Below are 13,123 nucleotides of genomic sequence, written 5' to 3' on the forward strand. Positions count from 1 at the left end.
CGGACCGAGGCATGATAACCGCCCCTGGTGTCGGCTTGCCCCCGGTCGACGACACAGAGAATCAAGTCCGGACGCGTTTTGTGAACCGCACCATTCCGCTCATCCTGGCGGTCGCTCTTTTCATGGAAAACATGGATTCGACCGTCATCGCGACGTCATTGCCGGCGATCGCCATCGACATCCACACCAGCCCGATCGCGCTCAAGCTGGCGTTGACCGCCTATCTGGTGTCGCTGGCGATCTTCATTCCGATCAGCGGCTGGATGGCGGATCGCTTCGGCGCCAAGAATGTCTTTCGCGCCGCGATCGCGGTGTTCATCGTCGGTTCGGTCGCTTGCGCGGTTTCCAATTCGCTGCCGGCCTTCGTCGTGTCGCGCTTCCTGCAAGGCATAGGTGGCGCCATGATGACTCCGGTCGGGCGCCTGGTTCTGGTACGCGCGACGCCGAAGAGCGAACTGGTCGCCGCCATGTCCTGGCTGACCGTTCCGGCGCTGGTCGGACCGCTTGTCGGGCCGCCGATCGGCGGCTTCATCACCACCTATTTCACCTGGCACTGGATCTTCCTGATCAACGTGCCGATCGGGCTCATCGGCATCTGGCTTGCCACGCGCTTCCTGCCGGAAACCGAAGCAGCCGAGACGCCGCCGCTCGATTTCATCGGCTTCGTGCTGAGCGGACTGGCAGCGTCAGGCGTCGTCTTCGGCCTGTCGGTGGTCAGCCTGCCGGCCCTGCCGCCGATTGCCGGCTTGATCACCGTGGCCGTCGGGCTGATCTCGGGCGCCCTCTATCTCCTGCACGCGCGTCGCGCCCAAAACCCACTGCTGGCGCTGGAGCTGTTCCGCAACCAGGTGTTCCGCTCGTCCGTGCTCGGCGGCTCGCTGTTTCGCATCGGCATCGGCGCGGTGCCCTTCCTGCTGCCGCTGATGTTCCAGATCGGCTTTGGGCTGACGCCGTTCCAGTCGGGCATGATCACCTTCGTGTCGGCGATCGGCGCCATCGGCATGAAATTCGTCACCGCGCTGATCTTCCGGGTGGCGGGGTTCCGCCGCGTGCTGATCGTCGGCTCGCTGGTGGCGGCGGCATCGATTGCCGTCTACGGCCTGTTCACGCCCGACACGCCCTATGTGCTGATGCTCGCCATGCTTTTGGTCGGCGGCTTCATCCGCTCGATGTTCTTCACCGGCGTCAATGCACTGGCCTATGCCGAGGTTGCGGCCGCCGACACCAGCAAGGCGACGCCCATCACCGCGGTTTTCCAGCAGTTGTCGATCGCGCTCGGCGTGGCCGTCGCGGGCGGCGTCCTGGAAGTGTCGACATCGATCCACGGCGGGCCGCTGACGCTCGGTGATTTCCACATCGCCTTGTTCATCGTGGCGGCGATATCGGCGGCCGCATCGCTGTCGTTCATGCGGCTGGCGCCCGATGCCGGCAACGCCGTTTCGGGACATGGCCGATTGACAATGCCCAAGGAACTGGAGCCGGTCAGCACGCCGGGGAGCTGACGCCACGACTTCGTCGTCCCAGAGTCTCCGCGACGTTGCTACGCTCCTGCTTCGCCCTGGGATGACGAAGGTGGGAGTTCTCGCCCTTTGAAATCCTTCGCCAGCAGATAAAGCTCCACCGACTCATCCCGCGACGCCGGCGGCTTGACGTGGTGCACCGAGCGGAAATTCTTCTTGAGCATGGAGAGCAATTCGTTTTCGGCGCCCCCCTGAAAAGTCTTGGCGAGGAAATGGCCGCCGGGCTTCAGGACCGAAAGCGCAAAATCCGCCGCCACCTCGCACAAATGCATGGTGCGGATGTGGTCCGTCCGCTTGTGGCCGGTGGTGGGTGCTGCCATATCGGAGAGCACGACATCGGGATTGCCGCCGAGCGCCTCGGCGAGTTTCTGCGGCGCCTCGGGGTCGAGGAAATCCATCAAAAGAACCGGCGCGCCGGGCACGGCATCCATTTCCAGATAGTCGATGCCGATGACATGCGGATTGTCCGCCGTCGACTTGGTGCGTGCCGCCGCAACCTGGCACCAGCCGCCGGGGGCGGCACCGAGGTCGATCACCTTCATGCCGGGCTTCAGCAGATGGTGCTTGTCGTCGATCTCGATCAGCTTGTAGGCCGCGCGCGAGCGATAGCCGTCGGCCTTGGAGCGCTGCACATAGGGGTCGTTGATGTGGCGCTGCAGCCAGCGGCGCGACGATTCCTTCAGGCCACTCTTCTTCTTGATCCTGGTCTTCAGGACGCGAATGCCGGCCGAACCTGGCTTTTCCGGTTTCTTGCTCATTGCCGGCCGCGCCCATCGTTACGCCAGACGCAGTCGTCGGCCATCAACTCGCTCAATATGCCTTCGCGCAGGCCGCGGTCGGCGACGCGCAGCCGCTCGGACGGCCACACGGCCCGGATCGCTTCCAGTATGGCGCAGCCGGCAAGCACCAGGTCGGCACGATCGGCGCCGATGCAGGGGTTGGCGACGCGCTGCTGGAAATCCCAGCCGACCAGTTTTTCGACCATGCGGTCGACGCTGTCGCGGTCCATCCACAGCCCGTCGACGCGGCGGCGGTCGTAGCGTTCGAGGTCGAGATGGACGCCGGCCAGCGTCGTCACCGTGCCCGAGGTGCCGAGCAGGTGGAAATTCGGACTGGCGAGCACATGTGCCAACCGGTCGCGCCCGTCGAAGGCCTTCAGCCGGACCGCGACATCCTCGACCATGGCGGCGAAGATCTCGCGCGTCACGGTACGACCGCCAAAGCGCTCGGCCAGCGACACGACGCCGACGGGCAGCGAGGTCCAGGAGACGATGTGGTTGGCGAGCCGTGGCGAACGACGCCCGGTGAGGTCGATCAGCGCGATCTCGGACGAGCCGCCGCCAATGTCGAACAGGACGACGCCTTGTGTGTCGCGCTCGACCAGCGAGCCGCAGCCCGATACCGCAAGCCGCGCCTCGGTCTGGCGGTCGATGATCTCGAGCTTCAGCCCCGCCTCGCGCTCGACGCGCGCGAGGAATTCGACGCCATTGTCAGCCGAGCGACAGGCTTCGGTGGCGATCAGCCTCGCCTTCCTGATCTTGCGGTTGCGCAGCTTGTCGCCGCAGACCTTCAGCGCCTCGACGGCGCGGTCCATGGCGGCCTGACCGAGGCGGCCATTGGCGGTGAGCCCCTCGCCCAGCCTGACGATGCGCGAAAAGGCATCGATAACCCGGAACTGGCCATGGCGCGTCGGCACCGCTACCAGCAGGCGGCAATTGTTGGTGCCGAGATCAAGCGCGGCGAACACAGGCAGTTCCTGCATCGGCGGCCGGCCGTACTGCGGCCGGGCCGCTACCGGCGAAGGCGCGGCTTCGGGCTGACGGGTGACCGGCGCGACACTCGCGACTGGCGCCGGTGCCTTCGCGGCAGGATTGTCGTCGCGGGCGAAAACCTTGCGGCCGCGCCGGCGCTTGCGCCGTTTTCTTGATTTGCCTTTCTGGTGCTGGGCCTCGCCCGCCTCGTCAGCATGTCTGCTGCCTGGCCCCGCATGGCGTTCGTGATGCCGCCCGGCGGATGGGCTTGCCTGACCTGGCGGCGTCGGCGAAGCCCTGGACACGCCCACTGCCGGCGCACCAGCGCCGGTGTCGTGGTCTTCCACTTCAGTTCCTTCCGGCGCCGCGCGAACCGGAGACCGGACGCAGCAGGCGCTTAAATGTTTCAAGTTGCGGCCAGACTAACAGCGCCGGGCCGGATCACCAAGAGTGCACGTGGGTGAATTTTCGCGGCGCAATGCGCCGGCAACGCTTGCCTGTTGAATAGCCGGCTTCAATCAGGCATGTCTGAAATCGAGGGCGGACTGGGAAAGAGATGCGGGGCCAAAGCCTGACGATGAGCTGCGACGCATGAACTGGAGACGCTATCTCTGGCCGGTCATCGGCATTGCGGCAGTCATCTTCTCGCTCCTGCTTTTGTGGCACGAACTGCGCGGCATCTCGATCGACGATGTCTGGGACGGCATCGTCGCGATTCCGGCGCGCGGCTGGCTGCTGGCAGCCTTGAGTTCCGTCATCGCCTATGCCTCGCTCGCCGGCTACGACCACATCGCGCTGCTCCATATCGGCAAAAAGGTCTCGTGGCTGTTCGTCACCTTCTGCTCGTTCACCACCTATGCGCTGTCGCACAATATCGGCGGTTCGGTCATCTCGGGCGCCGTGATCCGCTACCGCGCCTACGGCACCAGGGGGCTCAGCGGCCAGGATGTCGGCGTGCTGGTCGCCATCTGCTGGATCACCTTCGTGCTGTCCAGCCTGCTCGTCGGCGGCCTCGTGCTGGTGTTCGAACCCGAGATCATCGACCGTTTTTCCGGCGCCCCGCACCATGGACTGGCGATCGCCGCCGGCCTCGCCATGCTGATCCTCGTTGGCGCCTATGTCTTCGGCAGCTGGCTACATCTGAAGCCGCTCAAGATCGGCAGCTTCCAGCTGCACTATCCGGCGCTGCCGATCGTGGCGCGGCAATTGCTGATAGGTCCGATCGAGCTTTTGGCGGCGGCGGCGATCATCTTCTTTGCGCTCCCCGCCGGCAACCCGGGCTATTTCGTCATAGTCGGCGTCTTCCTGGTGTCGTTCTCGGTGGCGCAGATCTCGCATGCGCCGGGCGGCCTCGGCGTGTTCGAGGTGGTGTTCCTTGCCGGTCTGTCGCACATGGACCCGGTCGGCGTGCTGGCGGCGCTCCTGGTGTTCCGCCTGTTCTACCTGATCATCCCGCTGATGATCGCGCTCTGTGTGGTGCTGTTCTTCGAACACTCGCAATACAGCCGGACGGAGAATTGAGGTGCTGGGCGAATTGAGGCGCCGGGTAAAGCTCGGATGACTTTCTCGGCCTGACGACGCGCCGGTGAACGCGGCGTTGGAACAGTCTGATCAAACCTGGTGATTGAAACGCGGCGCAGGCTTGACTATTTTCCGGCGGCGGCTACAAGGCAGCCGCAACGGCGAATTTGCCGTCAGCTTCGCGTGGTCTCCGCGCCTGCTGGGGAATAGGTTAACGGTAGACCCACGGACTCTGACTCCGTTAGTCCTGGTTCGAATCCAGGTTCCCCAGCCATCTCTATTTTTTCAATAAATCAGCCAGTTGGCTCGTTTCAGAAAATCACAACCGGACCAGTTTAGCGGCCTATCCGGTCGGCCCGCTCGCAGACCAACGTTCAACTAGCGAACCAAAAGCCGCACCGGCGACTACAGCCTAGCGACTACTCATCTCGCCTGTTGGCGGAGTGCGAGAGATTCAAACGAGACAAATCGATGAGAGGGCGGGTATCACTAGGGATGATTCTTTCGATGGCAGTTATTCTTCCGCTTGGGATCAATAAGAGCCGTTTATCTACCCCCATTGCTACAACATATGTCGAACCAACGCTAATAATATTCACACTATAAGCAAGATCCTTACCTTCCACGTATATCCAGTGATCCGGAGCTTTGATGGACACAATGACTGCGGCATTTGCTAACCCGTAAAGTAGTGGAACAGCCATGTAGCTAAATAATGTTGTCAGAATCATTTCTGTTGCAAATTGCCTTGATGACACTATTATCATCCATGCAACCTTCAGGGCAACGATCATGAGGATTACAAAAGTCAAATATAGCCAAATCTTTTGTGTAAGTTCCAGCAAAAGTGCTATCACAAAAACCGGGAAGCTCAATACAACCTTAACCAATACATTATTTTCAACTATGTGAAGTTTCTCTTCGACCCACGTCCATAGGCTGTGAAGTTTCCCACTGCTTGGTGTGGCGCTAGGCGCGCGCGCCGCACTCTGCATGCCAGCTCGATACGACGAGAAGCCGTCATGCATATTGGACGCGTTTTATATTAGATATACGACTGTAATGACCCCCAAACTTACGCTATCGAGAGGAAGCAGCTTACCAATCTGATGGGTAAGGGACGCCGCAATAGAAAGGGCAGAGGCGATAGCTATTATGGTCGGCGCATTAGAAATTATCTCAGCTAGTGAAAGTTCATTGATCTCAGTTCCTTTTCTGCCATCTTCAATCGCCTCCTTGTGAGTCATTGGCATGTGATTCCCCTCCACTCCGATACGATTGACGCGAGAAAGCAAAAAAGGAAAGCTCGCCGGCACCTAGTTGAGGCGCCAGCATGTGCAATCTCTACAACATCACCACGTCGCAAGCGGCTATCCGCCAATGGACTCGCACCTTGCGAGACATATTGGGCAACTTTGAACCGTCCATAGACATCTGTCCGAACCGGCCCGGCCCTGTGGTCCGCAATGCGCTGGACGGGCAACGCGAGCTTGCTAATCTGTTGTGGGGCATGCCGACGCCGCTGGAGCGGGTGAAGGACAAGGCCGACTACGGCACTACCCAACATACGCAATCCGCAATATGGCCACTGGCAGCAATACGTCGGCATCGAGCACAGATGCGTTGTGCGTCCGGGGTGTCGCCCTTTGTGGTGGTGCCAGTATGGTCCTTAACGGGTATCAGCCGGGCGGACTTTTGCTCTTACCGACAGTATAGCAGAATCTTGGGAGCGCCGTGAAAATATATCGGCACCTTGTTGAAATCCCACGGCGATCTCGGTGCAAGGCGAACTATTAGGGCGTTGCCCCGCCTAATAGTTTCAAGCTACCGTTGATCAAAAGGAGATCAGAATGCGTGCAGTCGTCGTATTGGGTTTAATGCTTTGCGCCGGTACTGCACGCGCTGGCGAACTAGAGGCTCTTCTCAACGAGAAAATTGGAGGCTGCTTAGTCATTCCAGTCTTTGCGGACGTTCCATTCAAAGTGACTTTTGAGGTCACATTAGATAAGGCCGACAAGGCCAAGACTGTTTCCGTGATCACCTATGAACCTCATTCCGATGCGATGGCGAAGGCTGCTCCGTTCCTTGCAAATGGCGTGAAAAGGTGTTGGCCGCCAGGGATCAAAACCAATCCAGTTCGTTTCACATTTTCGATGAGCGAATAGCACGCGGAACTACGTGCCCCATGCGATTGGTGGCGTATGGGCTATCTTCCGCGATTGTTGGCGAGATTGCCCGGTCGTTGCGCGCGCCTTCTCATCGGCCACCACGCCCCGCATCGTCGCCTCTAGCTGCCGGCCCATTTTCTTGGCCAGGTCATCGTTCTGCGCGGGCGTGCCGGCACTCGACGGCAGAAACGTGGATAAAGCGTCCTGACCTCCATTGTCGACGGGCTGCCGCATCTGACCAAACGCCGAATTCGCGCCGAACACTGGGGAGGGCGATTCTCAAATGGTCTCATTTGATGGTCGAGAACTCAAAACGATCAAAACGGAAAACTGCCGTATACTCGTGGCCCTGCCCCGGCGTCCCTGCAGGATTGCGGAAGATCGCGCCGCAGGTTGTCTGAACTTTCGGAATAGCGTCGCACAGGAAGTTCTCCTGCACCCAACTGGTTCCTTTATCTATCCATGCGCCTCCCCCGCGCAGGTCATGACCGAGGATGAGCGACCTGATCTCCGAACCGGTAAGCCGGTCCTTCGCATCCAAATCGAGCTGTTCTGGCAACTCCGGCACACCGGCCTTGTCCAGGCCGTTCAGCAGGCGCCCGATGTCAGCCGGGTTCTTGAACACAAAATACCTCTGCGTAACCAGCTGATTTGCCCCTCCATCCTTTCGTTCCAACATGACGTTCCTTAGCCCGTCGCTATAGGCGGCGACCTGGTCACTACGCCCGAGATGTGCGTAGGCCGAAACCAATACCTGCAGGCCGTAGAATTTCGGCCATGGATCGGGCGATTGGAGATCGATCCTTTCAAGGTAGTCGACGGCTTCCTCGAAACGACCCTGGCCAAATGCAGCCAGCCCAGTCTGGTAGTGCCGATGGTCATTGCCGCCTGGGTCGACACGGTTGGCCGCGTCGAGATAGTCGCGGGCCTCGTTCGGCCTGCCATTGAAACTCAGGGCTTCTGCCAGCCCGACATAGTTCAGGGGATCGCTCGGGTCGAGCGCCACTGCCTTGAACATAACCGCGACTGCCTCGTCGGACCGGTGCTCGCGAACCAGCAAACTGGCGACGAGCTGATAGTAGGACGGCGAAGGATGCTTGGCCGCCTCCCCCAGGTACTTGTAGACGTTGTACAGCGCACCGATGTCCGAAACGACTAAAGCTTTGCCCCGCGGCCCGTCTATGTCCCAATAGGCCCAGGCGAGCGAGGCTGCCGCCGCGCCGAAATTCGGATCGAGTTCCAGCGCCTGCCGGAAAAACCTCACCGCCTGCGCAAACTCGTCTGGAGTATTGCGACGATTGTAGATTTCCATGCCCTGGAGGTAAGCCTCGTAGGCTGCGGGATTGCGCGTGCCGCCCGCGACATCCGCCTTGCCTTGGGCGCTGACGAGACGGAGCTTGAGCGCGCCTGCGATGCTGGCAACGACCTTGTCCTGCAGCGCAAACACATCCGTCCACTGGCCGTCGAAACGTTCTGCCCAGAGATGACCGGTGGTCGAGCCGTCGATCAATTGCGCGTTGATACGCATGTCGTCGCCGACCCGACGTATCGAGCCCTCCAGTATGTACCGGACACCAAGCGCTGCGGCGAACTCAGCGGGTTTAGTCTCCTTGGCCTTGTAGGTGGAAGCCGCGTTTCGCGATACGACGAACAGGCCGGGTACGCGTGCAAGTTCTGTGGTCAGGTCCTCGGTGAAACCGTCAGCCAGATAGGCTTGCGCCTTGTCGTCGCTGAGATTGTCAAATGGAAGCACGACGAGGGATGGCCGGGTGTCGGCTTTCGCATTGGCCGTCAGAGCGGTGGGCCGAAGCGGTGGCTCCCACGGTCGCCACCACGCTGCTGCAAGGCCGACTGCGACAGCAAGGACCCCAAGTGCGGCGGCCAGATTGCGCCTGAAGCGCGGGTGTCGATTGGCCGCCATGGGCTTTTCCGCCACCGCGGGATCGAGAAGCACCCGGTACGCTTGCACCGGTTCGGCGATGTTCTTCAGCTTCTGTTCGCCCATCGGCTCAAAGCCGAAAGCCAACTTCTTCTCGACCTCTTTGGCGACCTTTCCTGAGACGCAGATGCCGCCAGGTTGCGCTAGCTGTTGAAGCCTGGCAGCGACGTTGACTCCCTCGCCATACCGATCCTCACCCTCGACAATCACCTCGCCGAGATTGATCCCGATCCTGACGCGAATCCGATGATCTTCGGAAACGGCGGCGTTGCGTTCCACTAGGCCGCGCTGCAACGACACGGCACATTCGACCGCGTCCACGACGCTGCCGAATTCGGCCAGCAGTCCATCGCCTATCAGCTTGAAGATGCGGCCGTGGTGGCGGGCAATCTCGGGCTCGAACAGTTCCTTGCGTCCAGCACGAAGGCGCTCGAACGTGCCGGCCTCGTCGCGCTCCATCTGGGTGGAATAGCCCACAACATCGGCGGCGAGAATGGCGGAAAGCTTGCGGTCCATCGGCCTGGCCCATCCCCGACGGATTATAGAACTAGTTGCGCTGAAATGAAAACGACTGACCTCACCAGCGTCCGCCGTGGGCGTCTCGGGATCCAGCAGCCGTCGATAAAACTCGCGGAAGGAGTTCGCAGATACGGCCGCATCAGCGGCACCAATCCTGTCATCAAGGATGACGGAACTGTCGCTTTGATGCAGAGCGCCAAGCAATGGTGGAACAGTGCGTTGGCCCAGCCTATGACAGCTACGCGACCTGGCTACCTGCAGTCAACAGCGAGTTGGTCGTCCCGAAAAACGGAGAAAGTTTCTTTTCAGCGCCCCCTCTACCCAGTTTTCTGAAACTGAACAGGCGGCGGCAACACCTCCGCTACGCAGCCAGCCTGATTTGCTCGAGTTCATCGAACAGATGCCGGATTTCTGGGCTTGGCGCGAGACAGCAAGTTCGACAAGCGTTCAAGAACGGCAGCCAATTCAAGTTCCAGCGATGAAAAGTCCACGCAAATGATCAGGCCGAGAGGTTCAGTCTGGACCTGGCCTTGGCTTTGAGGCTGCCTCGCCGTGCGATCAGCTGATTTGTCAGCACTTTCACGTCGATGGGTTCCGACATGAAAAACCCCTGGGCGCCGTGGCATCGTTCGGCGATCAGGAAAGCCAGCTGCCCTTCCGTTTCGACGCCTTCGGCCATGACGACCAGGCCAAGCGAATTGGCCAATGCGATGATCCCCCTGACCACGTCCTGCTTCTTCCCGGATGACTCCAGATCGTTCAGGAACGATCGATCTATCTTCAGGCGATTGAGGTCGAGGTCGGCAAGGTAGCCGAAACTCGAATATCCGGATCCGAAATCGTCGAGCGCCAGACTAACGCCGAGGTCTCGAATTTTCGACAAAGTGTCCAAGGCGACCCTGCTGTGGATGAACACGCCTTCCGTTATTTCCAGCTGCAGGCGCGACGGCGGCAATCCGGTCCGCCGCAGCACCTCGACGAGGTGAAGGAAGAAAGCATCCTCCTGCAGGCTCTTGCCCGAAGCATTCACCGCGCAGACGAAATCGTCGGCGGAAATCGACATCCAATGCGCTGCCTGCGCGCAGGCCTTGCTCAGCACGTTCTTGTCGATTTCCAGTATCAGATCACTCCGTTCCGCTGTCGGAATGAATGAGTCCGGCAAGCGAACCGTCCCCGAAACGCCGTCGCGCCAGCGGACCAGGGCTTCGGCACCGATCATGCGCCCGGTCGCCAATTCGAATTGCGGTTGCCAGACAAGGAAGTACTCGTCGTCATTGAGCGCTCGCTTGATCGCCGCTTCCTCGCCGAGTTGCACGTCGATCTGGCTGAGGATAGCGGGCGAGTAAGTCACGAATCCGGATCGTCCCTCCGCTTTCGCGACATAAAGGGCGCTGTCTGCGTTGCGCAGCAAGGTGGAGATATCCGACCCATGGTCCGGGAAGGACGCCATGCCGATGCTGGCACCAATGCGCACCTGATGGCCGTCCAGATCGGCAAAGCGGTTCAATTGCTCGCGAAGACGCTGCCCCAAATCCGCCGAGTGGCTATCCCCGATCGCGATGACGGCGAACTCGTCGCCACCCAAACGGACGGCGGCCACTTCATCAGGCAGTTCGACCGCCTGCAGGGTTTCGGCAACGGCTTTCAGCAACAGATCGCCGATGTGGTGGCCGAACGTGTCGTTGACGCCCTTGAAATGGTCGAGGTCGATCAGGAACAGCCGAAGTTGCTTGCCGGCCAACCTCGCCCGCTCCAGCAGCCCGTCCCGGTTGGCGGACATCCAGGCGCGGTTCTTCAACTCCGTCGTCGCGTCTTGCCAGGCGAGAAATTCGAGTTTCCTGATCGTCTCGCGACGACCGATCAGCAACACGGCTGTTCCTATCGCGAGCGCCGACAAGACGGTCAAGGCAAAGGCGATCTGGTAGTTGAACCTGTTCAGGTTCTTCTCCGCCGAATAGAGATCGACGTTAACTTCCTCCCCATATTTGTAGTATTCATCGTTCATGCGAGCGACAATCTGGTCGAGCTCGTTTCCCACCTCCTTCAGGCTCTTTTCGTCCAGAGGCACGCCGGCCGCAATGATGGCGTCAAGTTGTTTCACCGCGTCGTTGACCCGCGGCACGATACCGGCATAGGCGGGGATTTCGCTGATGGTGTCGCCGCCGTCGATGCGCTCGAAACGGATGTAGATCAGGTCGTTCGCGGTCGACAGTTGCTCGAGGCTTTCCGGTGATTTGGGAGCCGCCTGGGCAAGCGAAATCATGTCCCGCAGATGCGTCACGTCGCGTATAGCAATGTGGAACTCACGAATTGCGAAGAAGCCGAAACGCGGCATCGCGGTCTCTATCCTGCTTATGCTCGTGAAGAGCACCGCGATCAGCGCGGCTGAGCAGATGGCTGCCGACGCCGCCGCGGCCGCGTAGGTTGCAGGAACCCGCCAGGCTGTGCTTTTAAACCACATGGCTGGACGTCACGCTGGGGTTCAATTGGGTGGCGCGATCGTCTTTATCAACCAGATCCATCGCGGTTTGCGAACCGGCGTATCAAAGGCCGGATGGTCTTCGAGAGGGTAGATCAGCCGCGTGGGACCTTGCGTACGCCTTGTCAGCAGCTGGCCGTCCTGGCGCGTGGCAAGAAGAAGCGGACCTTCCGTCCAGTCTTCCTTTGGGATTGTCTGCACATAGTCGTCCTGCGCGCGCAGCACGACGGATCCCTCGCCGTCCAATCCAATCAGCTTGAGCACATCCCGGAACAGAACACCCTGAAACTTCAGTTGCCCCTTTTCAAAGGGACTTGGGGTGGAAACGCTGTAAAGGCCGAGCTTTTCAAGCTGCCGCAATGTGACCGGGATCGATTCCCCGTTCTTCTCAACTTTGAAGGCGACGGTGTCGGGCGGCTCCGGATATTTGGCTGGCTCCAGGGCGAATGCCGGCAACACGCCGATTGCGGAAACAACCAGCAGGATCAGGCTGCGGCGAAAGGCGAATAATCTCCCTTTGAGCATCGACACAACGCAGTCCTTTCCATTTTATGGTCAGCACCAACTCTTGCCGGCTCGCCGATACTGTCGGCGGAACAGCTATCTTTCCATCGAATGATTGTTTTTCAGTTAGCTTTTGGTTTCACGCGCTTGACTTGCGGCTGCAAGGCAGCGCTTGCAGCGTAAGCAGCCGCTTCGCAGGGGTTCTTTGCCGCCCGGCTTTCGACCCGGCACCGGCCGCCCCGACAAGCAAACCGTCAAGCAGGCGAATATATTAGCGATCAACGATATATTAACGGCTGTCATGCAGCCTTTCGGCATTGGGGGCAGGAACCAACCTCCGATCGACGTTCCAGCGCCCCTCTGGGCCGGGACGTTCGACCGATGCGGAGCAAAACGCATGAGTGTCGAAACAGCACTGGCACAGCTGCTGCGGATGATCCACTGCCGCGCCCTGACTTTGGCGGCGTTGCCGGACGATGAAAGAGATATGCACTACGATCTCATCCGCCTGTCATGTTGCGGAGCCGCCGAACAGATTGGGCAAAGTCCCGACAAGGCTGCCGTCACTGCAAACAGTGTGGTTGAATTTACGCGCGCAATGGTCGGGGTCATTGAGGCAGGGCGCGGGCCAGACGCAGGGCGAACCGCCAATTGGCCGCTGGGCGACAGTTCGACAGTTTGGCAGCCTGGGCGATCGCAGTAGGCCTAATCGCCGGTCGCCT

At 60.3% G+C, this 13,123-nt stretch carries 10 protein-coding genes, 1 tRNA gene and 1 pseudogene; 6 read left to right on the forward strand and 6 right to left on the reverse strand.

The features are described 5' to 3' along the window. Positions 1 to 80: 80 nt before the first annotated feature. Positions 81 to 1,502, forward strand: a complete 1,422-nt coding sequence (locus DH08_RS28835; protein WP_192182657.1) for an MFS transporter — start codon at positions 81 to 83, stop codon at positions 1,500 to 1,502. A 38-nt stretch (positions 1,503 to 1,540) separates the two neighbouring features. On the opposite strand, the gene DH08_RS28840 is transcribed toward DH08_RS28835, so the two are convergent. Together DH08_RS28840 and DH08_RS28845 are read right to left on the reverse strand one after the other, a co-directional pair. Beyond that, positions 1,541 to 2,278, reverse strand: a complete 738-nt coding sequence (locus tag DH08_RS28840; RefSeq protein ID WP_192182658.1) for an RlmE family RNA methyltransferase — start codon at positions 2,276 to 2,278, stop codon at positions 1,541 to 1,543. Beyond that, complete coding sequence (locus DH08_RS28845) at positions 2,275 to 3,618, reverse strand: Ppx/GppA phosphatase family protein (RefSeq protein WP_192182659.1); 1,344 nt, start codon at positions 3,616 to 3,618, stop codon at positions 2,275 to 2,277. The genes DH08_RS28840 and DH08_RS28845 overlap by 4 nt, the downstream gene beginning before the upstream one ends. A 244-nt stretch (positions 3,619 to 3,862) precedes the next feature. Here DH08_RS28845 and DH08_RS28850 point away from each other — a divergent pair, with 244 nt between their 5' ends. Together DH08_RS28850 and DH08_RS28855 are read left to right on the forward strand one after the other, a co-directional pair. Further along, on the forward strand, positions 3,863 to 4,792 hold the full coding sequence (locus DH08_RS28850) for a lysylphosphatidylglycerol synthase domain-containing protein (protein WP_192182660.1): 930 nt from the start codon (positions 3,863 to 3,865) through the stop codon (positions 4,790 to 4,792). Positions 4,793 to 4,992: 200 nt separating this feature from the next. Then, a tRNA-Gln gene (locus DH08_RS28855) sits at positions 4,993 to 5,066 on the forward strand. Between the two features lie 145 nt (positions 5,067 to 5,211). Here DH08_RS28855 and DH08_RS28860 read toward each other — a convergent pair. Continuing rightward, the gene (locus tag DH08_RS28860; RefSeq protein WP_192182661.1) at positions 5,212 to 5,787 is read right to left on the reverse strand and encodes a hypothetical protein; all 576 of its coding nucleotides are present in this window, start codon (positions 5,785 to 5,787) and stop codon (positions 5,212 to 5,214) included. Between the two features lie 338 nt (positions 5,788 to 6,125). Between DH08_RS28860 and DH08_RS37230 the strand changes: the two are divergent. Together DH08_RS37230 and DH08_RS28865 are read left to right on the forward strand one after the other, a co-directional pair. After that, a pseudogene (locus DH08_RS37230) lies at positions 6,126 to 6,420 on the forward strand (SOS response-associated peptidase family protein); the annotation flags it as partial. A 222-nt stretch (positions 6,421 to 6,642) separates the two neighbouring features. After that, positions 6,643 to 6,957, forward strand: a complete 315-nt coding sequence (locus tag DH08_RS28865; RefSeq protein ID WP_192182662.1) for a hypothetical protein — start codon at positions 6,643 to 6,645, stop codon at positions 6,955 to 6,957. Positions 6,958 to 7,249: 292 nt separating this feature from the next. On the opposite strand, the gene DH08_RS28870 is transcribed toward DH08_RS28865, so the two are convergent. The 3 genes from DH08_RS28870 to DH08_RS28880 form a co-directional block, all read right to left on the reverse strand. Continuing rightward, positions 7,250 to 9,415 (reverse strand): tetratricopeptide repeat protein, encoded by a 2,166-nt coding sequence (locus tag DH08_RS28870; protein WP_192182663.1) that lies wholly within the window; start codon positions 9,413 to 9,415, stop codon positions 7,250 to 7,252. Positions 9,416 to 9,917: 502 nt separating this feature from the next. Further along, positions 9,918 to 11,753, reverse strand: coding sequence for a putative bifunctional diguanylate cyclase/phosphodiesterase (locus DH08_RS28875; protein ID WP_192182664.1), 1,836 nt, complete (start codon positions 11,751 to 11,753; stop codon positions 9,918 to 9,920). Between the two features lie 147 nt (positions 11,754 to 11,900). Continuing rightward, positions 11,901 to 12,422 carry a putative pterin-binding protein gene (locus DH08_RS28880; protein ID WP_246801032.1) on the reverse strand — a complete coding sequence of 174 codons (522 nt, stop codon included), beginning with the start codon at positions 12,420 to 12,422 and terminating at the stop codon, positions 11,901 to 11,903. A gap of 376 nt (positions 12,423 to 12,798) precedes the next feature. On the opposite strand from DH08_RS28880, the gene DH08_RS28885 reads away from it, so the two are divergent. Beyond that, the gene (locus DH08_RS28885) at positions 12,799 to 13,104 is read left to right on the forward strand and encodes a hypothetical protein (protein WP_192182666.1); all 306 of its coding nucleotides are present in this window, start codon (positions 12,799 to 12,801) and stop codon (positions 13,102 to 13,104) included. Positions 13,105 to 13,123 lie beyond the last annotated feature (19 nt).

This window comes from Mesorhizobium amorphae (assembly GCF_014843845.1).
Taxonomy (GTDB): domain Bacteria; phylum Pseudomonadota; class Alphaproteobacteria; order Rhizobiales; family Rhizobiaceae; genus Mesorhizobium; species Mesorhizobium amorphae_A.

Bases quoted from the DNA above. Each gene is read 5' to 3' on its own strand.
- DH08_RS28875 (WP_192182664.1), bottom strand. From the start codon at position 11,753: ATGCCGCGTTTCGGCTTCTTCGCAATTCGTGAGTTCCACATTGCTATA.
- DH08_RS28860 (WP_192182661.1), bottom strand. From the start codon at position 5,787: ATGCAGAGTGCGGCGCGCGCGCCTAGCGCCACACCAAGCAGTGGGAAA.
- DH08_RS28880 (WP_246801032.1), bottom strand. From the start codon at position 12,422: ATGCTCAAAGGGAGATTATTCGCCTTTCGCCGCAGCCTGATCCTGCTG.
- DH08_RS28865 (WP_192182662.1), top strand. From the start codon at position 6,643: ATGCGTGCAGTCGTCGTATTGGGTTTAATGCTTTGCGCCGGTACTGCA.
- DH08_RS28885 (WP_192182666.1), top strand. From the start codon at position 12,799: ATGAGTGTCGAAACAGCACTGGCACAGCTGCTGCGGATGATCCACTGC.
- DH08_RS28850 (WP_192182660.1), top strand. From the start codon at position 3,863: ATGAACTGGAGACGCTATCTCTGGCCGGTCATCGGCATTGCGGCAGTC.
- DH08_RS28870 (WP_192182663.1), bottom strand. From the start codon at position 9,415: ATGGACCGCAAGCTTTCCGCCATTCTCGCCGCCGATGTTGTGGGCTAT.
- DH08_RS28840 (WP_192182658.1), bottom strand. From the start codon at position 2,278: ATGAGCAAGAAACCGGAAAAGCCAGGTTCGGCCGGCATTCGCGTCCTG.